The sequence below is a fragment of the Paenibacillus andongensis genome (assembly GCF_025369935.1).
Taxonomy (GTDB): Bacteria; Bacillota; Bacilli; order Paenibacillales; family NBRC-103111; genus Paenibacillus_E; species Paenibacillus_E andongensis.
The window spans coordinates 1,526,846-1,551,393 of record NZ_CP104467.1; the positions used below are offsets into that span (position 1 = coordinate 1,526,846).

Here is a 24,548-nt window from a genome sequence, read left to right on the forward strand (position 1 = left end):
CATAGCAAGCCATATGTAAAAGAAGAAGGGAATAATCTAATGACAACGCAACTCACAAAACAACTCGCAACAGAAGTCGCTAAGCGGCGTACTTTCGCGATTATTTCTCACCCGGATGCGGGTAAAACAACATTGACCGAGAAACTGCTGTTATTCGGAGGCGCGATTCGCTTAGCTGGAACAGTCAAAGGGCGTAAGGCTAGCAAACATGCGACATCCGACTGGATGGAAATTGAGAAGCAGCGTGGAATTTCGGTAACTTCCAGCGTTATGCAGTTCGATTACGAAGGGCATCGCGTGAACATTCTGGATACACCTGGTCACCAAGATTTCAGTGAGGATACGTACCGAACACTTACTGCCGCGGATAGTGCGGTGATGTTGATTGACGTAGCCAAAGGGGTCGAGATGCAGACGAAGAAGCTATTCCAGGTGTGCAGAATGCGCGGAATACCGATCTTCACGTTTATTAACAAAATGGATCGCGAGGGCCGCGACCCGTTTGAACTTTTAGAGGAATTAGAAGAGGTTCTCGGCATTCGTTCGTATCCTATGAACTGGCCGATTGGATCTGGCAAGCAGTTCTGCGGAGTTTACGATCGCGGGAAATCGCAATTAGAGCTGTATCAAGGTGAAGATCATAAAGATATTCAAGTACGCGAAGTGGATGGTGTTGATGATCCATTAGTGAAGCAAATTGCTGGTGAATTCCTGCACAAACAATTAAGCCAGGACATTGAGCTGCTCGATATAGCCGGTGATCCGTTTGATATGGAGAAAGTGTTGAAAGGCGAGCTTACACCTGTTTTCTTCGGAAGTGCCGTGAACAACTTCGGAGTGCAGACGTTTCTTGAGAACTTCCTACAGCTTGCGCCAGCGCCAGAGCCGCGTAACAGCACAGTAGGTATCATTGAGCCTACCAAAGAGAAATTCTCAGGTTATGTATTCAAGATTCAAGCGAATATGAATCCAGCTCACCGCGACCGTGTGGCTTTCCTTCGTATCGTCTCTGGGAAATTTGAGCGTGGCATGTCTGTGAAACATGTTCGACTGGGCAAAGACATTAAGTTAGCTCAGCCGCAGCAATTTTTGGCGCAGGACCGCGACATCGTCGAAGAGGCATTCCCAGGCGATATCATTGGCTTGTTTGATCCAGGAATTTTCCGCATCGGCGATTCCCTAAGTGAAGGGGAAGCGGTCGTCTTCGACGAGCTGCCGACTTTCTCTCCGGAGCTGTTCAGCAAAGTTTCGATCAAGAATGCTTTGAAGCAAAAGCAGTTCCTCAAAGGGATTGATCAATTGACCGAAGAAGGTATGATTCAAGTATTCACCACGATTGGTTTCGAGGATATGATTCTTGGCGTAGTCGGTCAACTGCAATTCGAAGTACTTGAGCATCGGATGAAATCCGAATACGGCGTTGACATTTTATTACAGCGTCAGAACTATCAGTTCGCTCGTTGGATTATAGACGAGAAGCTGGATCCAAGCAAATTCCGCATTAACTCACAGCTGGTCAAAGATAAAAAAGGGAATTACGTGGGCTTGTTCGAGAGCGAGTATGCGCTGCGATCATCGATCGAGAAAAACCCGACTGCTAAATTTTTAACTAGCGCTCCATAAGTTGTAATTAAAGAAGAGGCTGCCTCCGGATCTTAATCTGGGGAACAGCCTCTTCTTTCAATTTTGTCGCCAACGGACAGTTTGCTTCATACAATAGGTACGGGTTAATAAGTAGTTTTATAAACCAGTCCTAAGGAAGTGAAGTAGAGACGTGCACCTCTTAATCATTGCTCCTGAACAAATTCCAGTGCCGCCGATACTAGGTGGTTCCGTCGAAATATCTATTCATTCCATTGCACGCGAGCTTGCCAAAATGCACCAAGTCACCGTTATTTCGCGGCAGCATCCTAGGTACAGCCGTATTTCACGTCAGGGTCGACTTACGATTATTAGAGTACCTACGGGAAGCTCTCGTACGTACTTGAAGGAAGTGCTTAAGGCAACCAAGGGAAAAACATTCGATTGGATTCAAGTCGATAACAGACCCGAGTATGCTGCTGTCATTAAACGCCATTTTCCGAAAACACCAGTATCTTTATTTCTACATTCCTTAACTTTCGTGAAGCCGCCGTATGCTTCTATTCGCAGATGCTCCAAGCATTTGAATAAAGTGGACTGGATTGTAGCTAACAGCAGCTCACTTGCAGAGGAGTTAACAAGACTTTATCCGAAACAACAAAATAAGCTTCACAAGATTTACCTCGGGACCGATGTGGCTAGATTTCGCCCTAGATCGGAGAAAAGGAGAAGACGTTTAAGAAGAAAGTACCGGGTTAGCGGAAACGGTTTTCATGTCCTTTATGTCGGCCGACTTATAAGGCGTAAAGGTATATTTCATTTGATTCGCGCTGTTCATCTGGCTAGAAAATCCATCCCTGGGATGAAGCTTTTGATTGCTGGGGGCGAACAAGGTAATGGCTTCAAGGCACTGCTTAAAAGGAAGGCAAATAAGCTTGGAGTGCCGGCAAAGTTTCTAGGCAATATTCCTCATCGAAAGATACATGAAGTATATGGACTCGCGAATTGCTTCGTTTGTCCTTCACAGAAGCATGAGGCATTTGGATTGGTGAATGTGGAAGCAATGGCTTCTGAACTTCCGGTTATCGCTTCGAATATAGGGGGAATTAAAGAGATCATTCAGCATGAACATAACGGGGTTCTGATCCAAGAATTTCGAGATCCTCGCACATTCGCACGAAGTATTGTGGCGATGGCCGAACGGAAAGAATGGGCAGATGGTTTAGCCAAACAGGCGCGGAGCGATGTCATCAAGCAATTCAGCTGGCAGGCCACAGCACAATCTTTGGCCGAATTCTATAGACTGAAGCTGGAGGCAAAACATGAAAAAGACGTCAAAGAAACCAGTTCGTCGTATTCGTAGAGCTAGGTACGTCACAAGCAAAATTGGCAAAACGAAAGCAATCGAATCGAAGCAAAAGCTGCGTCAATATGTTCCGATCACCAAACGAATGAATCAAGAGACACTAAGGGAAATGCTTAATCAATATAAAATGGTGTATATTAAACCGAATGTAGGGATGTTTGGAAACGGTGTTATTCGTGTGGAACAGGGGAATGAGGGGGTAGAAAAGCCATATTCGTATCAGTCTGGGGTTCGACTAAGACAGTTTAAAACATTTGATGAGATGTATGCATCCATCAGTAGAAGGACGAAAAAACGGAATTATTTAGTGCAAAAAGGGATTCACTTGCTCAAATACAAAGGAAACCGCTTCGATCTTCGTGTTATGGTTCAACAAACGCCTCTTCAGAAATGGGAGACAACGGGTGTCATAGGCAGAGTGGCCCATCCGAAAAAAGTGGTTACTAACTTCCACAATGGGGGAACATTGAAGCCAGTGGAAACGCTGCTCCACAAATATTTGCCTGCAAGTAAGCGGAAAGATTATGTCAAGAAGCTGCACAGTCTGGGGACGCAGGTTGCGAAGGCGATTAACGCGCGCTATAAAGGGGTTAAGGAGATCGGCGTCGATGTGGCATTGGATGATAAGCTGCATCCATGGATTCTCGAGGTCAATACGAGTCCAGATCCCTATATTTTTCGGAGATTGAGTGATAAACGTATTTTTGCGAAAATGAGACGTTATGCCAAAGCTTACGACCGGTTATGAAATCATAACCGGTCTGTTGTTATTCCTATGAAAGGTTTGCTCAATTTCGATAGCGGATACAGGAGGACTTAATAAATAGCCTTGAATCGTCGTACAGGTCGTTTCTTTCAATATTTCAAGCTGGCTCCATTCTTCTACGCCTTCTGCAACCACTTGTACCTCAAGAGCATGGCCGAGATGGATAATGGCATTGGTAATGGCCCAATCATCTTTATTGCTATGTATATTTTTCACGAAAGAACGGTCAATTTTCAGACAATGGATAGGAAATTCTTTCAAGTAATTAAGTGATGAGTAGCCAATTCCGAAGTCATCGATCGAGATCGAAATCCCTTTCGTACATAGCTTTTCTAGTACCGCGACGGTTGTATCCATATTTTGCATAATAGAGCTTTCGGTAATTTCAAATTCCAGAAAAGCAGGGTCAATACCGGTCTGCTCAATAATCTGAATGGCCTTATCGGAAAAGGACTCATCTTGAAATTGACAAGGGGAGATATTTACAGCAATTTGATAGTTTAAAATGCCGGCTTCCAGCCATCTCGCTTTTTGGAGACAAGCCTCACGGAGCACCCATTCACCGAGCTGCAAAATCAAACCGGACTCTTCGGCAAGCGGAATAAACTCGTTAGGAGCAATTAAGCCGAGCTTCGGGTGATTCCAGCGCACCAAGGCTTCCAAACAAATAATGTTACCGGTGGAGAGTTCAAGACGCGGCTGATAGTATAGGATCAGTTGATTCTCAAGTATAGCCTTCCGCAGCTCAGTTTCCATCTCAATTTGATTGGAGAAACGCTGCATGTGTGATGAATGATAGCTGACGAGCTTGTTCTTGCCTGTACGCTTAGCGGCTAGGAGAGCTTGATCAGCTTGATGCATAGCTTGTTCAATTGTAGCTAGTGATATGTCTACAGCGCTTTTACCCATACTTGCGGTAATAAAACATTCTTGACCCATTACAATGAAGGATGTAGCAAAAACCTGCTGGATACTTTGAATGGTTTGGGAAAGCTGATCTTGGGTATTAGCATGTATAAGGAGAACAAACTCATCATCTCCTGATTGAACAACTAGGTCACAGCCATGTATGTTCCGCAGACGATGGGCCACTTCTTCCAAAAGGAGATCGCCAGACATGTAGCCAAGCGAGAAATTAACTTGACGAAACCGGTCAATATCAAGGATGAGAAGCGTGCGTAATGGAGCTGTGAGCTTATCGTGATATCGGCTTCCAATAGCCTGCTTTAACAATGCTTGAAGCTGCTGGCGTTGGTAAATGCGAGTGTGTATTTTCTTACTCCTAAGAGTACCTAATTTTGTCGATGCGGCGAAGTGAAAAAGGCGCCAGACTGCTTTCATTGCTATCACTCATTCCCACATCATAGTTGTCCACTGTACCCTTTATCATAAGTCGAAAGGCGAACAGTAGACAAGATTATAAATTAGTTATTTTTACAAAAAATAGCAAAATATTTGTTTAACTTTATGTAAAATTGATGAAAATGTCGAATATTGTAAATTAAAATAATCGTTAATTTTGTATTGACATGAATGGCTTTTGAATGAGAGAATGTACGCGTGTACATTGTTAGTTTAATGGATGAATTATTGGAGGCTTATGCATGGTGACGAGAAAAGAGGTTGCTGAACTAGCAGGGGTTTCAGAGGCGACCGTATCCCGTGTATTCAATGGGCTAGGCCCCATGAAGCCTGCTACGAAAGAGCGTGTACTTGAATCTGCTAAACAGCTCAACTATCATCCCAATGCGATTGCGCAAAGCTTCGCTCGGAGGCGCAGCGGTAATCTTGGCGTTGTACTGCCCTATATGCCCAAAGTGCATCTCTTCTCTGCCTTTTATTTCGCGGAAATATTAAGCGGCATAGGGGAACAAGTAAGGGAGCTGGGGTACGATATGCTGCTGTCGCTCTTAACACCGGATGAGAGTTTGGATTACACCCGACTTTATCGCTCGCAGAAGGTGGATGCTTGTGTCATCCTGGGTTCAAGGGATACTCCGCAGCAGCGGGAATCGTTATTGCAGCTGCAGGAGCAGGGACTGCCTTTTTGCTTGGTCAATCAAAGCTTCGAGGGGTTATCCTTTCATGAAGTGGATGCGGATCATGTAGAGGGCAGTTATAGGGCTGTTCGGCATTTACAGGAAGAGGGCTATCGGAAGATTGCTTTTCTGAACGGTTCGCCACAGTACTCAAACTCTGGAGATAGACTTCTAGGCTATAGGAAAGCAATGAGTGAAGCAGGTTTAGAAGTTCCTCCTGAGCTCCTGCTTGAAGGCAATTACAGCCGTAAAAGCGGTTATGAAGCAGCATCAAGGCTATGGGAACATCGGGATCAAGTGGAAGCGGTATTTGCGGCCAATGATCGCATGGCGATTGGTCTGATGCAAGGGCTCCGTGAGCGAGGCTGGGTCGCTGGACGTGATTTCGCCATAGTTGGCTGCGATGATTCGGATGCTGCCAAGCTCTGCGATCCACCGCTAAGCAGCATCAATGTGCCTTTCTATGAGATGGGCAAAGAAGCAGCACGCAGTGTGCTGGCGGGTTTGCTGCATGCGGAAGGCACGAAGGATACACGAATCAAACTGCCAACCCGGTTGGTTGTGCGACAATCATCGAGAGCAGTCATCATAAATGATTAATAGGTATATGGATGAAAGAACCCAAATGAATGCTAAAGAAGCTAGTTTTGCTAAGGCGAAACTCTAGGGAGGCGCACTTTTATGAAATCTTTCAATATCGGTATGGTTGGCTATAAGTTTATGGGCAAAGCACATAGTCATGCTTATAAGGATTTGCATATGTTTTTCCCGCAGACAGCGGTACCGAAGATGAAGCTCATCTGCGGTCGAGATGAAAGCGGTGTCAGCAGCGCAGCCGAACAATTCGGCTGGGACGGGTATGTCACCGACTGGCGCGAGCTGGTCACGCATCCCGATATCGACATCGTCGATATCAATGCGCCCAGCGACGCGCACAAGGAAATCGCGCTTGCTGCGGCGAAGGCCGGCAAGCATCTGTTCTGTGAGAAGCCGCTGGCGCTGACCCTTGCGGATGCAAGGGAAATGCTGGAGGCGGCTGAAACAGCCGGGGTGAAGCACATGGTGGGCTTCAACTACAGGTTTGCACCTGCGGTGCAGCTCGCGAAGAAGCTGGTCGAGAGCGGCCGTCTCGGAGACATCTATCACTTCCGCGCCTGGTTCCTGCAGGATTGGATCGTAGATCCAACGTTCCCGCTGGTGTGGCGCCTCCAGAAGGAGATTGCCGGCTCTGGGTCGCACGGCGATTTGGGCGCGCATCTCATCGATCTGGCGCACTTCTTAGTCGGTGACATGACGGAGGTTATCGGCATGAGTGAGACGTTCGTCAAGGAGCGTCCGCTGCCGACTTCGATGACGGGGCTTAGCGCCAAAGGCAGCAAGGATGCACCGCACGGACCGGTCACGGTCGATGATGCGACGCTGTTCATGGCACGCTTCGCGAATGGGGCGCTTGGCAGCTTCGAGGCTACTCGTTTTGCTCCAGGGCACCGGTGCACGAATTCTTTTGAAATTAATGGCAGTAAGGGCAGTGTGAAGTTTGATTTTGAGCGGTTGAATGAATTACAGGTTTATTTTACAAGCGATGATGAGGATGTACAGGGTTTCAGACGAGTTCTGGCGACAGATCCGTCGCATGCTTATATGGATGCGTGGTGGCCTGCGGGACATACGATTGGTTATGAGCACACATTTGTACACGAAGTCGTTGAGTTCATGAACGCACTTTCGGAAGACCGTCAGCCGGTCCCGAATTTCGTAGATGGTGTGAAGTGTCAAGAGGTGCTGGAAGCAGTGGATCAATCCATTGCGCAGCGTCGTTGGGTCAGTATTAGCGAAGTCTAAGGATAGAAAGTATGGAGAGGGGTCTTAAGCGTGAGTAAACAAGCATTGATTGTGTGGGGTGGCTGGGACGGCCATCAACCTGAAGAGGTGGCTGGCATTTTCGCAGGGTTATTGCGTGAGGAAGGCTTTGGCGTGGAAGTATCAGATACACTGGACAGCTTCAAAGATGCAGAGCGCTTGGCGGGCGTAGATCTTATCGTTCCAGTATGGACCATGGGTAAAATCGAGAGTGAGCAGCTGAACCCGTTAATTGCAGCGGTAAAAGAAGGCGGAACTGGCATCGCAGGTTGTCATGGCGGCATGGCAGATTCTTTCCGTAATGAAGTGGAATATCAATACATGGTTGGCGGTCAATGGGTAGCGCATCCTGGGAATGACGGCGTTACGTATACGGTTCGAATTAAGGATCGGGGGCATCTATTGACGGAGGGCATGGATGATTTCGTTGTGGTCTCGGAAAAGTATTACATGCATGTGGACCCAGCTATCCACGTACATGCGGTAACAGACTTTGGCGATGTGGAGATGCCGGTTGTTTGGACCAAAACCTATGGAGCGGGCAAGGTGTATTATAACTCGCTAGGTCATCAAGCTAACATCGTTCGTATGCCAGAAACACTAGAGTTAATGCGCCGCGGCTTGCTGTGGGCAACAAGATAACAATTAGGGGGAAGTAAGCAATGAGCAAGAAGAAAGTTGGTATTATCGGTTGCGGCAATATTAGTGCTGCTTATATGAAAAATATTCCTACCTTTGAGCACTTGGAGCTGCTCGCGTGTGCCGATATCGATTTGGCTAGAGCAAAGGCTCGGGCGGAGGAATTCAGTATTCCTCATGCGTATACGGTTCAAGAGCTATTGAATGATCCGAATATTGATATTGTAATTAATTTGACGATTCCTGCTGCGCATGCCGAAGTCTGTATTCAAGTGCTGGAAGCGGGCAAACACGTGTATGTGGAGAAGCCGCTCGCTGTAACCCGCGAAGAAGGTTTGCAGATTCTAGAAGTTGCGCGCCGTAAGGGATTGCTGGTTGGCAGTGCACCGGATACGTTCCTCGGAGGAGGCATCCAAACGTGTGTGAAGCTGATTAATGACGGCTGGATTGGCACACCGATTGCAGGGGCGGCATTCATGATGGGCAAAGGCCATGAGCATTGGCACCCGGATCCTGAATTTTATTATGCAAAAGGCGGCGGCCCTATGTTCGATATGGGTCCCTACTACTTAACCGCGCTTGTGGCTTTGCTGGGGCCTATCCGCCGAGTTACCGGTTCGGCTGCCGTTAGTTTCCCGGAGCGCACAATTTCTAGTGAGAAGAAACGCGGGCAGAAAATCACGGTAGAAACACCAACGCATATTGCTGGTGTTTTGGATTTCCATAGCGGTGCGATTGCCACGTTAGTAACAAGCTTTGATATTATGGGTGGTACTCAGCTGCCTCACATTGAAATCTACGGCAGTCAAGGTTCTTTACGCGTTCCGGACCCGAATACATTCGGAGGTCAGGTGCTTATTCGCAAAGGCGGATCCGATTGGGAGCCGATTCCTCTTTCGCACGGCTACACAGAAAACCACCGCGGTTTAGGTGTTGCAGCGATGGCTGAGGCTCTGATAAGCGGCCAAAGTGATGCACATCGCGCGAATGGGGAGCTGGCGTACCACGTGCTCGAGGCGATGCATGGCTTTCACGATGCGTCCGACTCAGGGAAGCATTATGTGATGCAAAGCAGCTGTGAGAGACCAGCCCCGCTGTCACCTGATACCGTACTATAATAAATTAATACATGGATCCTCCTCTTGATTAAGAGGGGGATTTTTTGAGTTGATAAGAAAGTATAAATTCACGTAAAGACCATTTTTTTACAATCTATATGTACAACCAGTTCGGGTCGAGGTTCTGAACATATACTAAATTTATAATTAAATCCGTAAATGGCGCAGTTGGAGGGCATTACATTATTGAGAATGAGGTGAGCTGTCTTGATTAAGATGAATCCGTACATGAAAAGGAAAATAAAAGGGAAGAAATTCATTGGGTCTGGTGTAACGCGAGTTGTATACGATTTAGGTAACGGCTATGTTATGAAGATAGCAAAATCAAAAAAAGGGATCAAATGCAACAAGAGGGAAGTAGACATGTATAAATCATCTTTGAAATCGTTAAGAAAATATTTTGCGCAAATTATCGATTACGACACGGATTATCGCTGGGTAATTATGAAAAAATATGATCGGAAATTCCGGAATTCCTCAATAAATAGACGATTGCTTATGAAATTAGTAAAGAAATTTTTGGACAATGGAATCATTCCATCCAGGGGTACAGGCAATTATTATAAATCGTATGCCCGTAACCTGCGTTTAAAGAAGCACTTGCGTTTAAAGCGGAGTAAACAGATCGTAGTCATTGATTATGGGGGATTTAGATTTCGTAGAAAAAAAAGCAGGTAGCGGTACCTGCTTTTTGTTTGTTATCTAACCCCATGTTCTTGTCCTCCGACATCAGCCCTTGACTGCACCTGCGGTAACGCCTTTTGTTATTTTTTAAAAAATATACAGGCATGACCCCCAGCCAGTACCGGAACAATCTTGAGGATTAAAGAAAAGCTGCCTAATGTAGGGCAGCTTTTTTCGATTGACGGTACTGCAAGGGGCTCATCCCCGTCCACCGTTTAAATTGCCTGCTGAAATGGGATAAATGAGAATAACCCAATAGGGAGGCGATTTTTTTGAGAGGTAGATCGGGCTGCGCAATGAGGACTTTCGCTTCATGCAATTTAAGATCGGATAAATACTGTCGTGGAGACATCCCAAACACTTTGCGGAATACCTCAAGTCCATAACCAGAGCTGATCCCAAGCGAGGAAACAATGTCATCGATACTCAATTTCTTTTCTAGCGTTTCTTCATCCATCTGAGAATATGGGTTGAAGGATGCTTTGATGGACTCAGCAATTGCTTTGGCATACTGAACGGACGTGGGGGGAATGCTTTCGTTCTGATCTTCTGCTGGACTAACCATTTGCGCCAAGATTCCAAATAACTCAAACAAAGTAGCTTGTAAGCGAAACCGATCCGCTGTCGTATATTCACGAGGTTGCTGCGCCATTTCAACCCAATAATCGAGAACTTTTCGCAGTTTACCATTTTCCTCGGTCTCGGATGGGAAGAGAATCTTTGAGTTTTTGATCATTTCTTGCCGAAATAGGGGGTCGTCTACATTGAAATGGGCAGTAAAATATGTCATGCCTTCCTTTGAAATACAACGGTTAGCATGTTTGAATCCTGGCGGGATGAGGATGATATCTCCTGTTTTCAGCAAGTAACGATTCTTTTCCATCATCGTTTCCTGACAGCCATCTAGGATTAGGTTAACTTCAAAGCCTATATGAGATTCAATGGGCATTTCCCACTTGTTCTCCACCTGCTGCAAGTGAGCTCCAAAAAATTTGACATTCCAATCAAACATAGGAAGCCAATTAGCGTTTTCCCAACTTACATACTGTTTTTCCTTAGCCATCTCGGTTCACCTTGGTTTTGGGTAAATTTCACGTTGATTGGACAATCGCGTAGGGATCTATTCTCAATCTATAATAAAGAGAGAAAAGGATCAAGTCGTACCAAAAATAGATGGAGGTCTTAGATCATGGATAACGCTAACATTGAGTGGATATCAAGCACCAAAGAATCCGCGTGGCAAAATAAAGAAGTGTCTAATCGTGGGAACGGTGATGTAAACCTTGCGATAACCGATGAAACATTTCAAATGGTGGAAGGCTTCGGGGGATGTTTCAATGAGTTAGGTTTCGCCGCGCTTTCTCTCTTATCGGAAAAAGAACGCGGGCAAGTTCTACACTCCCTTTTTCATCCAGATGGCGACCAAAAGTTTAGTATTTGCCGTCTTCCGATCGGGGCAAGCGATTATGCACTCGAGTGGTACAGTCTAAATGAGACAGACGGAGATCTGAAAATGAAGCATTTCTCCATCGAGAGGGATCTGAAGTACTTGATTCCGTATATCAAAGAAGCTTTAAGCTATAATCCGGATTTGAAGTTTTTCGCCTCCCCTTGGAGCCCTCCAACTTGGATGAAGTTCCCAAGAGTCTATAACTATGGCACATTACGCTGGGAAAAAGAAATACTAGAAGCCTACGCGCTTTATTTCGTTAAATATGTAGAAGCTTACCGCAATGAAGGGATTACGATTCATCAAATTCACGTTCAAAACGAAGTTGTCGCTGATCAAAAATTTCCATCCTGCTTGTGGACAGGGGAACAGCTTCGCGATTTCATTCGGGATTATTTAGGACCTGCTTTCGAGAAGCATGGGATCGATGCTGAAATTTGGCTGGGAACGATTAATGCGCCGGAGCCGTGGCAGGAATGGTTGAAAAAATCGTCGTCGGATTTCAATGCCTATGCTTTTACCGTGCTGAGTGATCCTGAGGCTTATAAGTATATTAAAGGTGTCGGCTACCAATGGGCCGGAAAATACGGCATCCAACGAACCGTTCAAAGCTATCCGGAGCTTCGTTACATGCAGACGGAAAATGAATGTGGAGACGGCACGAATACGTGGGATTATGCCAAATATATTTTTAATTTATATCAGCACTATTTTACAAACGGCGTGAACGCCTATATTTATTGGAACATGGTGCTTGAGCCGAAGGGACGCAGCACATGGGGCTGGGAGCAAAACTCAATGATTACGGTAGATCCAGCGACTAAGGCAGCGACTTACAACCCAGAATACTATGTGATGAAGCACTTTTCCCACTTTATAGCTCCAGAATCTACACGCTTAGGTTTAAAAGGTCCATGGACCGGAAATGCGCTTGCATTTGAAAAGCCGAACGGGGAAAAAGTGGTCGTGATCGCCAATCCTTTTGCAGAATCCAAGGTTGTTTGTATTTCAGATGGGACAAGGGTTCATACATTTGAACTTGAACCAGACTCATTCAATACAATTGTGTTTAGTGGAGGAAATGGACGATGAAAGAGCTGCTGTATGGTGTAGCGTATTATAGGGAATACATGCCCTATGAACGATTGGATCAAGATATCCAGATGATGAAGGATGCCGGAATTAATCTGGTGCGAATTGCTGAGTCGACTTGGAGTACGCATGAACCGCAGAATGGGGTATTTGAGTTCACGCATGTCGATCGGGTGCTCAATGCGATGCATGAAGCGGGTATTAAGGTCATCGTAGGAACTCCCACGTATGCGATTCCCACTTGGATGGTGAAGGAGCATCCGGACGTTTTGGCTGTAACCCCGAAGGGGCCGGGACGTTATGGCGCTCGTCAAATTATGGACATTACGAACCCAACGTATTTGTTTTATGCTGAAAGGATCATCCGTAAGCTGATCGGGCATGTCCAACATCACCCTGCGATTATCGGTTATCAGGTAGATAATGAGACTAAACATTATCAGACGGCAGGTTCCAACGTCCAGTTCATGTTCGTGAAGTACATGAAAGATAAGTTTGGAACCCTAGAACGCCTTAATGAGGAATTCGGGCTGGACTACTGGAGCAACCGAATTAACAGTTGGGAGGACTTTCCTTCTGTCGTTGGAACGATCAACGGCAGTCTAGGAGCGGAGTTCGCCCGATTCCAAAGGAAGCTCGTTACTGATTTTCTTTCTTGGCAAGCTGCTATCGTGAATGAATATAAACGATCAGGTCAATTCGTCACGCATAATTTTGATTTCGAATGGAGAGGTCACTCCTTCGGTGTCCAACCGGATGTAGACCATTTTGCTGCGTCGGCGTCTTTGGATATCGCTGGAGTCGATATCTATCACCCTTCCCAAGATGAGTTGACTGGAACCGAAATTTCGTTTGGCGGAGACGTTACCCGTTCTCTGAAAGGAACCAACTATTTCGTGTTGGAAACTCAGGCGCAAGCTTTTCCTAACTGGACTCCTTACCCGGGACAATTAAGGCTTCAAGCATTCAGCCATCTGGCCTCTGGGGCGAACATGGTCTCTTATTGGCACTGGCATTCGATCCACAATTCCGCTGAAACCTACTGGAAGGGCTTGCTAAGCCACGACTTGGCGTCGAATCCCGTTTATGAAGAAGCCAAGACCATTGGCAGAGATTTTGATCGATTGTCGCCGCATCTTGTGAATCTGCAGAAATCGAATCGGGTTGCGATGCTGGTCAGCAATGAGGCTTTGACGGCGATGGAATGGTTTCCTTTGCCTGGGCGTCAAGTCAACTATAACGATATTGTTCGGCTTATGTACGATGAGTTATATAAAATGAATATCGGCTGCGATATCGTTCATCCGGACAGTCATACGTTTGAGAATTATGAGCTGATTCTTGTTCCGGCACTGTATGCAGCGTCAGATGAGCTGCTGGAGCGGTTGAATGCTTTCGTCAGAAATGGCGGGCATGTCGTGTACACGTTTAAAAGCGGCTTTACCAACGAACATGTCAAAGTCCGCACTACACATCAACCTGGCGCTATCGATGAAGCTTGCGGTATTCGCTACAGTATGTTTGTGGAGCCGAAATCCGTTTCATTCAAGGGTGACCCATTTGAAGTTGGACCTGAGGACAACGCAGTGAACACATGGATGGAACTGCTTACTCCTACGACAGCAGAGGTAGTAGCCTATTATGACCATCCTCACTGGGGAGCGTATGCGGCTATAACAAAGAATCGCTACGGGAAAGGTACTACGACTTATATTGGTTGTTTGCCGAGCGCTGCCGTGATGAGCAAGGTGCTGGAAAAGGCGGTCTATGATGCCGGACTATGGGGGAAGGATCAGGATATCCACTATCCCCTTATTGTGAAATCGGGCGTTAATGACCAAGGGAAGACGGTTCGTTACTATTTCAATTACTCGGATCGTACCGAGACGTTGAAGTACCCGCATGCGGAGGGGAAAGAATTGTTGAGCGGACAGGCTGTGAAGCAAGGTGAGGTCAGGGAGCTGACTCGCTGGGGAATTGCGATTATTGAGGAAGCGTAACTGCTGAGGTTATACGAAGAAGACTGCCTAGAGGGGCAGTCTTTCTTTATGTATTGGTTAAGTCATCGAGGCGGGTATGATTTAGCGGAACGAGAGTTCGTTATTATGTCAAAATGGTGGGCATATCAACATTTGACGGAACGTGGACCTTTTCACCTAGTCTATCGGTGCCTGATTTACGCGCGAGGACAGTCTCTCGATGAAATGCGTATCAACCTTGATTTTAGTGCCGGCACTTTGCTCTAATTCAATCGATTCAATAAGCAGATCCACAGCGAGATAAGCCATTCTTTGTTTCTCCACATGGACGGTCGTTAATTCTGGTGAAACAATGACCGCTTCGGAGATGTTGTCAAAACCGATAACAGACACGTCATCCGGTATACGGTATCCGAGCTCCTGAAGCGTCTTCATAGCGCTGATGGCGATATAATCGCATTCGCAAAATAGCGCGGTCGGCAAACGATGCCCTTCCTTCAGGAACGCTAGCAACTGAGCTTTGAGCGCATCTTGGGAGGATAGAATGGTAGGCGCTACGGAAAATCTATGGGTATTCAGAATCTCCCTGCCATGTTCTTGGATAGCTGAAGTAAAGCCACGCTTTCTCTCCTCGAAATTATGAATTCTCACATTCGATTCAATATAGCCAATATCAGTATGTCCTATCTCACAGAGATGAGTGCCGGCCTGATAAGCGCCCATAAAATTGTTAATCTCTACAAAATGAATAGGCAGCGTATCAAAGCAAGTGTCCAAAACTACAAGAGGCGATTGAAGATTATTGGCAATATCTGCGATTTGCTCCCTATTTAAGTTCGTACCTAGAAGGACGATTCCATTGCTCTTTTTTTCCTCTGCAACCATCCGAATATCCCTCTCCAAAAACTCCATATCGATGGAGGAAAAAAGTAAGGAATAGCCTTTCGTACGGCAACGTTCCTCTATGAATTGGATAAGTTCCCTAAAGAATGGCTGTTGATAAAACTGCTCTAGTACGATGCCAGAGTTTGAAATGACTAAAAAGGTAAGCGATTTAGCTGTATGGTCAATGGATGGGGATTTTGCTCTAGGGAGGTATCCGCTTTCCTGTGCGATTTGCAGGATGCGTTCACGGGTTTCTGGGCTGATTCCAGGCTTCCCGCTGAAAGCAAAGGATACGGCAGATTTGGAAACGCCTGCTAATTTCGCAATATCTTCCATCTTCATTATCGGGTTCCTCATTTCATGTTAACTAATTCGTTAAGTAAGTTTAGTTTACAACGATTGATAAACATATACAAGTTGAATTATATTTGTTTAGTTAAGTTTAGTGAGATATAAACTAAATTTTATTTTAAAATAGCTAAAATAAGTCGTTGACACCAGAATTTTAGGGTGATAGGATGATTTCATAAAGAAAGTTAAGTAAATTGTTTATATCATTAAATACTAAAATAAAAGTTAAGTTTAGTTGGTCTGTTGTATTCATTACTACTGTGTTTAGTTGTTTATTCATCCGTTTATCATTTGATTTTTAGAGGAGAGACATATCATGAAGAAGTTTAAGTTGGGCTACGCCCCTACCCGTCGTTTTGTATTTAGCGCTGAAGATGCTTTCAAGTATAAGGTTCAAATCCGGGAGAAAATCGAAAGCTTCGGTTTGGACATCGACATCGTGGATTTGGAGGGTCTGAATTCCGAGGGGCTGCTTTATGACGACCATATCAATGCAGATGCGATTATTGAACGTTTTAAAGAGGAAAAGGTGGATGCCGTCTTTTTTCCGCATTGCAACTTTGGTACCGAGGATACCGTAGCCCGGGTTGGTAAAGCGCTTGGAAAGCCGGTGTTGTTATGGGGACCTCGCGATGAATCGCCTCTTGAGGACGGTATGCGGTTGAGGGATACCCAATGTGGGCTATTCGCCACAGGTAAAGTGCTGCGCCGTTTTAATGTGCCTTTTACGTATGTGACGAACAGTCGGGTGAATGATCCGGTATTTGAACGTGGGTTTACCAATTTCATTGCTGCTGCGAACGTGGTTCGTCAAATGCGCAACTTGCGTATTTTGCAAATTGGGCCTCGGCCAGCTTCTTTCTTAACGATGATGTGCAACGAGGGGGAGCTGCTGGAGCGATTTGGCATCGAGATTCATCCCATTACACTGGTTGATATTCAACGGACATCGAAGCAGATTGAAAAAGGAAACAGCGTTGAGCTGAATGAAGCCATTACATACATCAAAGAAAAGCTTGATTATAGCGAAGTAACTGAGGATGATGTGAAACGCATTGCTGCCCTGAAAGTAGCTATGAAACAATACGCAACCAAAACCGGAAGCACAGCTATCGCAATCCAGTGTTGGTCTTCTCTTCAAGATGCTATGGGAATTATGCCTTGTCTGGCTAATGCGATTCTAACGGATGAGCAGATTCCGGTAACCTGCGAAACCGACATTCACGGAGCGATTACCTCCATCATGGTGCAGGCAGCTTCGATGAATCAAGCTCCGACATTCTTCGCTGATTTGACGGTCCGTCATCCTGAGAATCCGAACGGAGAACTGCTCTTTCACTGCGGTAATTTCCCTGTCTCTCTCTCGGTTGAGGATAAGCCGAAGCTGCGCAAGCACTTCTTGTTCGATGACCATGCGCCAGGTACACACGAAGGGGAAATCAAAGGCGGCGGAATAACCTTGGCCCGTTTTGACGGTGACCATGGGGAATATCAATTATTTTTAGGTCGTGCACAAGGTATCCAAGGTCCTTATACACGCGGTTCCTATGTCTGGGTGGAAGTCAATGACTGGCCGTTATGGGAAGAGAAGTTGGTGAAAGGTCCTTACGTTCATCATGCCGTTGGTATTCATGCTAACGTGATTCCCGCGCTTTATGAAGCGTGCCAATATATACCGGGTCTTTCCCCGGATCCAGTGGATCCGACTGTGCAAGAAATTCAGGCGTGGCTGCGTGGCTCTGATCTATAAACAAAGCTTGCGAAGCCAGTTTATCTGGCAAAACCACTAAGGAGGGCCCAATGAACCATACAGAACTGAAAGCAAAAGCCATCCAGATCCGAATGGATCTGCTGAAGATGATACACGGAGCCAAGACAGGACATACTGGAGGCTCCCTCAGCAATACGGATATTTTGACGGCCTTATACTATAAAATTATGAAAATCGATCAACAGAATCCGAAATGGTCTGAGCGGGACCGCTTCATCGCTAGCAAGGGGCACTCTGTGGAATCACTTTGGTGCATCCTCGCAGACCTAGGATTTTTCCCGAAAGAAGAGCTTGGGACCTTCAGTCAGTTCGGTACACGTTTAATCGGCCATCCTAACAATAAGGTGCCTGGGATTGAAATGAATACCGGTGCTCTTGGGCATGGGCTTGCTATTTCGGTAGGTATGGCGCTTGCGGCTAAACGAGATGGTAAAAGCTATCGGGTATTTTGCCTCATGGGTGATGGTGAGCAGGCAGAAGGCTCTGTCTGGGAAGCAGCTATGGCTGGTCCCCATTTCAAGCTTGACAATCTCGTAGGTATTATTGACCGAAATCGCCTGCAAATCAGCGGCAGCACGGAAGAAGTCATGGGGCTTGAGCCACTAGAAGAGAAGTGGGCGGCATTTGGTTGGAATGTTGTTTCCATTGACGGAAACGATATGGATTCACTGGTTGAGGCTTTCGGGGCGGTGCCAACTGTACCTGAAAAACCTACCTTGGTCATGGCCAATACGGTGAAAGGCAAAGGTGTTTCCTTTGCTGAAAATAATCCTGCTTGGCACCATCATGTGCCGAACGATTCACAGCTTTCGCAAGCCTTGGCAGAACTCTCAGCGGCGCTTGAGTTATTGAAACATGAAGGGCAGGTGCGCTAAACATGAACACGATCCCTAACCGTCAGGTTATTTGCGAGACACTCATGAATTTGGCTGAAACCGATCAAGATATTATGGTTCTCACCAGTGATTCTCGAGGTTCAGCGGCTATGGCGCCTTTTGCCAAGGTGTTCCCAAATCAATTCGTTGAGGTTGGCATCGCTGAGCAAAATATTGTTGGCATATCGGCTGGTCTAGCTCATAGCGGGAAGAAACCTTTTGTCACTTCGCCTGCTTGTTTCCTAAGTATGCGCAGCATTGAGCAGATCAAAGTGGATGTGGCCTATTCTGGAACCAACGTGAAGCTTGTTGGCATAAGCGGCGGAGTCAGCTATGGCGCCCTGGGTATGTCACACCATTCGGTTCAGGATATAGCTGTAGCGCGGGCAATTCCGGGACTTGCGGTAGTATTGCCAGCCGATCGTCACGAAACGAAGAGAATGACAGAGGCTTTAGTTAGGCACGAAGGCGGTGTTTATGTTCGTATTGGTAGAAATGCTGTAGAGGATGTTTACGAATCCGATGACTATGAATTCGTCATTGGCAAAGCGGTGACGTTGCGTGATGGCACGGATCTGACGATCATTGCTGCAGGGGAAACCGTTCGGGTGGCACTTGATACGGAGAAAGCTCTCCGAGAGGTTGGTGTATCCTGTCGCGTCATCAATATGCACACGATTAAGCCGTTAGACGAAGAAGCGATCATTCGGGCTGCAGGGGAAACGGGGCATATCATTACGGTAGAGGAGCACAGTATCTTCGGCGGGCTCGGTGCAGCAGTTGCAGAAGTAGTCGTCCAGCATCAACCCGTTCCGATGCGTCTTATCGGCATTCCGGATGAGCCGGCCATCGCGGGCAAAAGCTCGGAAGTATTCAAGCATTACGGGATCCACGCAGATAATCTCAAACGTGTAGCGCTTGAGATGATTGGAAAGTAGGTGGGCAGCTCATGATTGAAACCTATATCCTAGCCATAGATCAAAGTACATCGGGTACGAAGGCCTTGATCGTAGATCGTTCCGGACGTATTATCGCTCGCAGTACGGCCGAACATAAGCAGAGTTATCCGCAGCCTGGCTGGGTGGAGCACGATCCAGTTGAGATTTATGACAATGTCAAAAGAACAGCTCATTATGCCATGGGATTGGCCGGTATTAAAACCGATCAGTTAGCCGGACTGACCATCACCAATCAGAGAGAAACAGCCGTGGTTTGGGATCGAACATCAGGTCTGCCCGTCTATCCCGCTATCGTTTGGCAGTGTCAGCGGACAGCGGATCGATGCGCGGAGTATAAAGCTGCCAATATGGAAGAAATCGTTCGAGCCAAGACGGGCCTGCTCCTCGACCCTTACTTCTCTGCCACCAAGTGGGGATGGATATTGGAGCATGCAGAAGGTGCTAGGGAGAAACTCGAACAAGGAAAGCTTCTGGCTGGTACGATAGACAGTTGGCTCCTTTGGAAACTCACAGGGGGCAGCGTGCATGCCACTGACTTTACGAATGCTAGCCGAACGTCATTATTCAATATCCATACATTAGAGTGGGACACAGAATTATGTAAATGGTTCCAGGTTCCATCTGCCTTACTGCCTGAGGTTAAATCGTCAGATGAGATTTTCGGCTATACGCAGGATCCAGCGTTGTTCTCTGCAAAGATTCCTATCTCTGGCATCATAGGCGACTCTCAAGCTGCTTTATTTGGCAATCAATGCTTTGATGCCGGTATGGCCAAAGCAACTTATGGAACCGGCACCTCCGTACTCATGAACATCGGTGAGAAGCATGATCAGCTTGGAAATGGCTTGGTGACGACCATTGCATGGGGGATGAGCGGCAAGATCACCTATGCGCTTGAAGCTATTATCCGCACCTCCGGCGATACGATTAAATGGGTTCGCGACCAACTGGGCCTCTTTAGCAGTTTTGAGGAGATGGAGGAATTGCTAGCTCAAGCTCCGAATAACGAAGGTGTCTATCTAGTTCCGGCGTTCGTCGGACTAGGCGCTCCTTACTGGGACCCCTATGCCCGGGCGGCCATTATGGGGATGAGCAGGGGAAGTGGAAGGTCGCACATCATCCGTGCAGCGCTTGAAAGCATTGCCTATCAAGTCAAGGATGCGGTAGAGTTGATGCAAGCTGAATCCGGCATCAGGCTGAAAGAACTGCGAGCAGATGGTGGCGCTTCCGATAATATCACGCTTATGCAATTTCAAGCAGATGTTCTGGAACGCAGCGTCATCAAATCGGAGGTTGCCGAGCTTTCCGCGATGGGTTCCGTTTATTTGGGAGGGTTAGGGGTCGGTTATTGGTTATCGCTCGAAGAGATTAAGAACCGAAGCCAAGCTTATTCCGTTTATGAGTCAAAGATGCAGGAAAACATACGTGAGCAGCATATCAACGGATGGAACCGTGCCGTAGATTCGGTACTAAACAAGAAGACGGAGGCCTAGATCATGACGTTTAGTGAAAATTCGAAGATCGGTCAAATTTGGGAGAATACAGCAGGTCGAGCCGTGCTTTTGAAATATTTACCTCATCTCAAAGATTCCCCATTTCTTTCGTTCATTAAGAAAAATACGCTGCCCTCATACGCTGCGTTCAATCCAGCTTGGTCAATAGCTCCGGAATTGCTGGAGTCGATGCTCACGGAATTGTCACTAATCGAAGTTGAAACAGAAACGGATGTAGATATCACACCAGCGCTCGATTATGAGAACGAATCCGTAGCTCTGGGGTCGGCGAGAATCAATGCGCCCAATCAAATCGACAAATGGGGCGTCTACGAGCTAACGCTTCAAGGGCCTCAACATGGAAATCCGTTCGTGGATGTAAGCTTGGGGGCTGAATTCAGCTTTGAAGGCCGTGTTGTCCGAACCCTAGGTTTTTATGACGGGGAAGGAATTTATCGGATCCGTTTTATGCCGGATGTGGAAGGTACGTGGATGTACAGAACCAACAGCAACGCGCGCTCCCTTAGTGGACTTACAGGGCAATTTATATGCATAGCCCAGGCTGAGGGGAGTCATGGACCGGTACGGGTCAAGAATACCTTCCATTTCGCTTACGAGGACGGGACGCCATATATTCCGGTCGGGACCACCAGTTACGTCTGGACCCATCAAGGCGATGAGTTGGAGGAAGAGACGTTAGCTACGCTTAAAACCGCCCCGTTCAATAAGATGCGTATGTGCGTCTTCCCGAAATCCTACCAGTTCAACGCGAATGAGCCGGTGTATTACCCTTACGAGGGCTCCGTGGAAGAAGGTTGGGATTATACCCGATTCAATCCTGCCTTCTTTCAGCACTTGGAAAATAGAATCGCTGATCTTGGGAAGCTTGGCATCGAAGCTGACTTGATTTTATTCCATGGTTATGACCGCTGGGGTTTCTCCGAAATGTCCAAATCCGCAGATGACCGTTACCTGCGTTATTTGACGGCTCGGTTATCGGCTTATCGTCATGTCTGGTGGTCACTCGCGAATGAATACGATTTGATGTGGAAAAAGGAGACCGAAGATTGGGAACGCTTCGCTGAGATCGTAACGGAGAATGATCCGTATCATCATTTGATCTCCATTCACAATTGTTTCGGCTTCTACGATTACAATCGGCCTTGGATCACTCATTGCAGTATACAGCGGGTCGATGTTTACCGGACTGCGGAAAATACCAACGATTGGCGGGAGCAGTGGCAGAAGCCAATTGTCATTGACGAATGCGCGTATGAAGGGAACATTGATCAGGGTTGGGGGAACATTTCCGGACAGGAAATGGTGCGCCGCTTCTGGGAAGGCGCCATTCGAGGCGGTTATGTCGGTCACGGTGAAACCTATTTGCATGACGAGGACATCCTATGGTGGTCGAAGGGTGGGAAACTGTACGGGAGCAGCCCTGAACGGATCGGTTTCCTACGCAAAATCATGGAAGAGGGACCAGCAGAAGGTCTAAATCCGTTAAAGTCCGAGTGGGATGTTCCTTCAGCCGGCATTCCCGATGAATATTACTTGTACTACTACGGCTTTAACCAACCTAGTTTCAGAAATTACAACATGAAGCCAGGCGTCCGTTACAAAGTGGATGTTATCGACACATGGAATATGACCATCCAAGAGCAGGCTGGGACCTATGAGGGAGCCTTCCGGATTGAGCTGCCTGGGACACCGTATATAGCCGTTAGATTACGGAAGATATAGAGTTTTAAGCGACAACAATAATGGCATGCAAGCTGACAACAGTTTGGCATGTCATTTTTTTTCAATGAAAGAGGTTACATCGCAGGGTGATTTGTTCCTGTCTTCGTTGTACAATAGGGAGACCTTACACCTTATAGAGGAGAGCGTCTTCATGCGAAAACTGAAATTATGGCTGAACTCCTTGCGTTTCAAGCTTTTCTCTGGGTTATTATTCACGATTGTTCCACTTATCGTCGTTCTGCTTGTTATCAACTATTACTCGGCTCAAGTCGTTCGCAACCAAGTGGCCCAGTCCAATAAAAACATGCTGAGCTTATACATGGGGCAGATTGATCGCAATTTGCAGGAAGTGGACAACTTTTTGATCAACTTATCACAAACGAATTTGGATTTACTTGATTTGGATACGGACAGGATTGCGAACGAAAATAATTATATGAAAGCCAAGCTTCGTCTGTTTCAAACGATCAACAACAGTGTCAGCTATTACAAGGGAATCGATTCGTTTTTTATATATTCCAGCCTAAACAAAGATTTGCTCATGACGCAAGGTTTTGGAAGCAGCTTTGATGAACGTAACCAGGTTGCAAATGAAATTGTAAGGATGCTGCAGGATAGCTCAGTGACTCCAAATGTTTATCAATGGTATACCTGGCAATCGGAAGGAAATCACTATGTCTATCATGTGATAAAAACCGGTGATGTCTATGTTGGGGCATGGGTAGATGCAAAGAAGCTGATGATCCCTCTTCAACTCATTGACCTGGGATCTAATGGTGCGGCGCTTCTGACCTCGGAACGACTAGAACCCATGAGTCACGGAGAATTAATTGCACAGAAAGGCATTCATTTAGCACTAACCAATCAGGCTTACACACTCTCGGGAACGAATGCGGATTATTTAGTTATGGGGGAACCGTCGAAGAAAGGAAACTTTTATTTATTCGCCTTAATTCCCGAGGAAACGGCTTTGGAGAAACTACCTTATTTACAACGTATTTCTTCCATCATATCGATTGGAGCCATCGTATTTCTGCTGATATTTGTCTTTTACATGAGAAAAGTGTTTTTGCTGCCGATCAATCGGATCATTCTGGCGATGAGAAAATTAGGCGATGGGCGTTGGAATTCGCAAATCGATCATTATCCGACCTCTACCGAGTTTAGTATGATGAATGAAACCTATAACCGGATGATCACTGAGATTCAACATTTGAAAATTAATGTCTATGAAGAAAAATTAATGCATCAGCAAGCGGAACTTAAGCATCTACAGCTTCAGATCAACCCTCACTTCTTTTTGAATTCACTGAACATCGTCTATAATCTGGCAACAGTAAAGGATTTTAAATTAATACAAGAGATGACGAAGTGTCTAGTTGCTTACTTCCGGTTTATGTTCCGAAGTACTTCCTATTTGGTAACACTCAAGGATGAACTGCTTCATACCCAGAACTACTTGCGTATTCAAGAGCTTCGATTTCCGGGGATTTTATCGTATCAGATTGAAGCGCCAGAAGCTGTTCTTTCACTGCAGATCCCTCCGCTTGTCATTCAGACGATGGTGGAGAATTCCATTAAACATGCGGTTAATATGGATGAACAGATTCGGATCGATATCCGCGTGAATACGCAGGAAGACGAAGAAAACCAATGGGTGGTTATTCATATCGAGGATACAGGAGCAGGCTTTCCGGATCCTATTTTGGAATTATTGAAAAGCAATATGGATTTGACTAGTGATGAAGGGGAACACATCGGGATCTGGAATGTCAAACGTAGACTACACTTGTTGTATGCCGATAAAGCCGCTATTGATTTCTATAATGAAGCCGGCAAAGGCGCGTGCGTGCGAATCCGCATACCGGCAAATGTTCCACCTACAGGAGGTGAGTAA

General features: G+C 46.3%; 19 protein-coding genes. 16 read left to right on the forward strand and 3 right to left on the reverse strand.

Annotated features, from left to right (window positions below; translation table 11 throughout):
• Positions 1-39 precede the first annotated feature (39 nt).
• The 3 genes from NYR53_RS07085 (at position 40) to NYR53_RS07095 (ending at position 3,695) form a co-directional block, all read left to right on the forward strand.
• Entirely contained in the window at positions 40-1,623 is a 1,584-nt protein-coding gene (locus NYR53_RS07085; protein ID WP_261304522.1) for a peptide chain release factor 3, read from the forward strand.
• A gap of 151 nt (positions 1,624-1,774) precedes the next feature.
• The gene (locus NYR53_RS07090) at positions 1,775-2,944 is read left to right on the forward strand and encodes a glycosyltransferase family 4 protein (RefSeq protein WP_261304523.1); all 1,170 of its coding nucleotides are present in this window, start codon (positions 1,775-1,777) and stop codon (positions 2,942-2,944) included.
• Entirely contained in the window at positions 2,904-3,695 is a 792-nt protein-coding gene (locus NYR53_RS07095; protein WP_261304524.1) for a YheC/YheD family protein, read from the forward strand. The genes NYR53_RS07090 and NYR53_RS07095 overlap by 41 nt, the downstream gene beginning before the upstream one ends.
• On the opposite strand, the gene NYR53_RS07100 is transcribed toward NYR53_RS07095, so the two are convergent.
• The gene (locus NYR53_RS07100; protein ID WP_261304525.1) at positions 3,690-5,054 is read right to left on the reverse strand and encodes a putative bifunctional diguanylate cyclase/phosphodiesterase; all 1,365 of its coding nucleotides are present in this window, start codon (positions 5,052-5,054) and stop codon (positions 3,690-3,692) included. The two genes, NYR53_RS07095 and NYR53_RS07100, sit on opposite strands and share 6 nt — an antisense overlap.
• A gap of 263 nt (positions 5,055-5,317) precedes the next feature.
• Between NYR53_RS07100 and NYR53_RS07105 the strand changes: the two genes are divergently transcribed.
• The 5 genes from NYR53_RS07105 to NYR53_RS07125 all read left to right on the forward strand — a co-directional run bounded on the left by NYR53_RS07105 (position 5,318) and on the right by NYR53_RS07125 (position 10,047).
• Positions 5,318-6,352: a LacI family DNA-binding transcriptional regulator gene (locus NYR53_RS07105; RefSeq protein WP_261304526.1), complete on the forward strand. Its 1,035-nt coding sequence runs from the start codon at positions 5,318-5,320 to the stop codon at positions 6,350-6,352.
• Between the two features lie 81 nt (positions 6,353-6,433).
• The gene (locus tag NYR53_RS07110) at positions 6,434-7,594 is read left to right on the forward strand and encodes a Gfo/Idh/MocA family protein (RefSeq protein ID WP_261304527.1); all 1,161 of its coding nucleotides are present in this window, start codon (positions 6,434-6,436) and stop codon (positions 7,592-7,594) included.
• Positions 7,595-7,624: 30 nt separating this feature from the next.
• A complete protein-coding gene (locus NYR53_RS07115) occupies positions 7,625-8,254 on the forward strand; it encodes a ThuA domain-containing protein (protein WP_261304528.1) in 630 nt (209 codons plus the stop codon).
• Between the two features lie 20 nt (positions 8,255-8,274).
• A complete protein-coding gene (locus NYR53_RS07120; RefSeq protein ID WP_261304529.1) occupies positions 8,275-9,369 on the forward strand; it encodes a Gfo/Idh/MocA family protein in 1,095 nt (364 codons plus the stop codon).
• A 228-nt stretch (positions 9,370-9,597) separates the two neighbouring features.
• Positions 9,598-10,047: a hypothetical protein gene (locus tag NYR53_RS07125; RefSeq protein WP_261304530.1), complete on the forward strand. Its 450-nt coding sequence runs from the start codon at positions 9,598-9,600 to the stop codon at positions 10,045-10,047.
• Between the two features lie 160 nt (positions 10,048-10,207).
• On the opposite strand, the gene NYR53_RS07130 is transcribed toward NYR53_RS07125, so the two are convergent.
• A complete protein-coding gene (locus tag NYR53_RS07130; protein ID WP_261304531.1) occupies positions 10,208-11,116 on the reverse strand; it encodes a helix-turn-helix domain-containing protein in 909 nt (302 codons plus the stop codon).
• Between the two features lie 126 nt (positions 11,117-11,242).
• Between NYR53_RS07130 and NYR53_RS07135 the strand changes: the two genes are divergently transcribed.
• Positions 11,243-12,595 carry a glycoside hydrolase family 30 protein gene (locus NYR53_RS07135; protein ID WP_261304532.1) on the forward strand — a complete coding sequence of 451 codons (1,353 nt, stop codon included), beginning with the start codon at positions 11,243-11,245 and terminating at the stop codon, positions 12,593-12,595.
• On the forward strand, positions 12,592-14,595 hold the full coding sequence (locus tag NYR53_RS07140; protein ID WP_261304533.1) for a beta-galactosidase: 2,004 nt from the start codon (positions 12,592-12,594) through the stop codon (positions 14,593-14,595). The genes NYR53_RS07135 and NYR53_RS07140 overlap by 4 nt, the downstream gene beginning before the upstream one ends.
• A 156-nt stretch (positions 14,596-14,751) precedes the next feature.
• On the opposite strand, the gene NYR53_RS07145 is transcribed toward NYR53_RS07140, so the two are convergent.
• A complete protein-coding gene (locus NYR53_RS07145) occupies positions 14,752-15,801 on the reverse strand; it encodes a LacI family DNA-binding transcriptional regulator (protein WP_261304534.1) in 1,050 nt (349 codons plus the stop codon).
• Between the two features lie 325 nt (positions 15,802-16,126).
• Here NYR53_RS07145 and NYR53_RS07150 point away from each other — a divergent pair, with 325 nt between their 5' ends.
• The 6 genes from NYR53_RS07150 to NYR53_RS07175 all read left to right on the forward strand — a co-directional run bounded on the left by NYR53_RS07150 (position 16,127) and on the right by NYR53_RS07175 (position 24,548).
• The gene (locus tag NYR53_RS07150) at positions 16,127-17,560 is read left to right on the forward strand and encodes an L-fucose/L-arabinose isomerase family protein (protein ID WP_261304535.1); all 1,434 of its coding nucleotides are present in this window, start codon (positions 16,127-16,129) and stop codon (positions 17,558-17,560) included.
• Between the two features lie 50 nt (positions 17,561-17,610).
• Positions 17,611-18,456: a transketolase gene (locus NYR53_RS07155; protein ID WP_261304536.1), complete on the forward strand. Its 846-nt coding sequence runs from the start codon at positions 17,611-17,613 to the stop codon at positions 18,454-18,456.
• 2 nt (positions 18,457-18,458) lie between these two features.
• Positions 18,459-19,394 carry a transketolase family protein gene (locus NYR53_RS07160; protein WP_261304537.1) on the forward strand — a complete coding sequence of 312 codons (936 nt, stop codon included), beginning with the start codon at positions 18,459-18,461 and terminating at the stop codon, positions 19,392-19,394.
• An 11-nt stretch (positions 19,395-19,405) separates the two neighbouring features.
• Positions 19,406-20,908: a glycerol kinase GlpK gene (glpK, locus tag NYR53_RS07165; RefSeq protein WP_261304538.1), complete on the forward strand. Its 1,503-nt coding sequence runs from the start codon at positions 19,406-19,408 to the stop codon at positions 20,906-20,908.
• 3 nt (positions 20,909-20,911) lie between these two features.
• A complete protein-coding gene (locus NYR53_RS07170; RefSeq protein WP_261304539.1) occupies positions 20,912-22,651 on the forward strand; it encodes a DUF5605 domain-containing protein in 1,740 nt (579 codons plus the stop codon).
• Positions 22,652-22,802: 151 nt separating this feature from the next.
• The gene (locus NYR53_RS07175; RefSeq protein ID WP_261304540.1) at positions 22,803-24,548 is read left to right on the forward strand and encodes a sensor histidine kinase; all 1,746 of its coding nucleotides are present in this window, start codon (positions 22,803-22,805) and stop codon (positions 24,546-24,548) included.

What these genes read in the sequence shown, in the direction of transcription:
- NYR53_RS07085 (WP_261304522.1), top strand. Translation starts at nt 40, where the DNA reads ATGACAACGCAACTCACAAAACAACTCGCAACAGAAGTCGCTAAGCGG.
- NYR53_RS07095 (WP_261304524.1), top strand. Translation starts at nt 2,904, where the DNA reads ATGAAAAAGACGTCAAAGAAACCAGTTCGTCGTATTCGTAGAGCTAGG.
- NYR53_RS07100 (WP_261304525.1), bottom strand. Translation starts at nt 5,054, where the DNA reads ATGAAAGCAGTCTGGCGCCTTTTTCACTTCGCCGCATCGACAAAATTA.
- NYR53_RS07105 (WP_261304526.1), top strand. Translation starts at nt 5,318, where the DNA reads ATGGTGACGAGAAAAGAGGTTGCTGAACTAGCAGGGGTTTCAGAGGCG.
- NYR53_RS07110 (WP_261304527.1), top strand. Translation starts at nt 6,434, where the DNA reads ATGAAATCTTTCAATATCGGTATGGTTGGCTATAAGTTTATGGGCAAA.
- NYR53_RS07120 (WP_261304529.1), top strand. Translation starts at nt 8,275, where the DNA reads ATGAGCAAGAAGAAAGTTGGTATTATCGGTTGCGGCAATATTAGTGCT.
- NYR53_RS07125 (WP_261304530.1), top strand. Translation starts at nt 9,598, where the DNA reads ATGAAAAGGAAAATAAAAGGGAAGAAATTCATTGGGTCTGGTGTAACG.
- NYR53_RS07130 (WP_261304531.1), bottom strand. Translation starts at nt 11,116, where the DNA reads ATGGCTAAGGAAAAACAGTATGTAAGTTGGGAAAACGCTAATTGGCTT.
- NYR53_RS07135 (WP_261304532.1), top strand. Translation starts at nt 11,243, where the DNA reads ATGGATAACGCTAACATTGAGTGGATATCAAGCACCAAAGAATCCGCG.
- NYR53_RS07140 (WP_261304533.1), top strand. Translation starts at nt 12,592, where the DNA reads ATGAAAGAGCTGCTGTATGGTGTAGCGTATTATAGGGAATACATGCCC.
- NYR53_RS07145 (WP_261304534.1), bottom strand. Translation starts at nt 15,801, where the DNA reads ATGAAGATGGAAGATATTGCGAAATTAGCAGGCGTTTCCAAATCTGCC.
- NYR53_RS07150 (WP_261304535.1), top strand. Translation starts at nt 16,127, where the DNA reads ATGAAGAAGTTTAAGTTGGGCTACGCCCCTACCCGTCGTTTTGTATTT.
- NYR53_RS07155 (WP_261304536.1), top strand. Translation starts at nt 17,611, where the DNA reads ATGAACCATACAGAACTGAAAGCAAAAGCCATCCAGATCCGAATGGAT.
- NYR53_RS07160 (WP_261304537.1), top strand. Translation starts at nt 18,459, where the DNA reads ATGAACACGATCCCTAACCGTCAGGTTATTTGCGAGACACTCATGAAT.
- glpK (WP_261304538.1), top strand. Translation starts at nt 19,406, where the DNA reads ATGATTGAAACCTATATCCTAGCCATAGATCAAAGTACATCGGGTACG.
- NYR53_RS07170 (WP_261304539.1), top strand. Translation starts at nt 20,912, where the DNA reads ATGACGTTTAGTGAAAATTCGAAGATCGGTCAAATTTGGGAGAATACA.
- NYR53_RS07175 (WP_261304540.1), top strand. Translation starts at nt 22,803, where the DNA reads ATGCGAAAACTGAAATTATGGCTGAACTCCTTGCGTTTCAAGCTTTTC.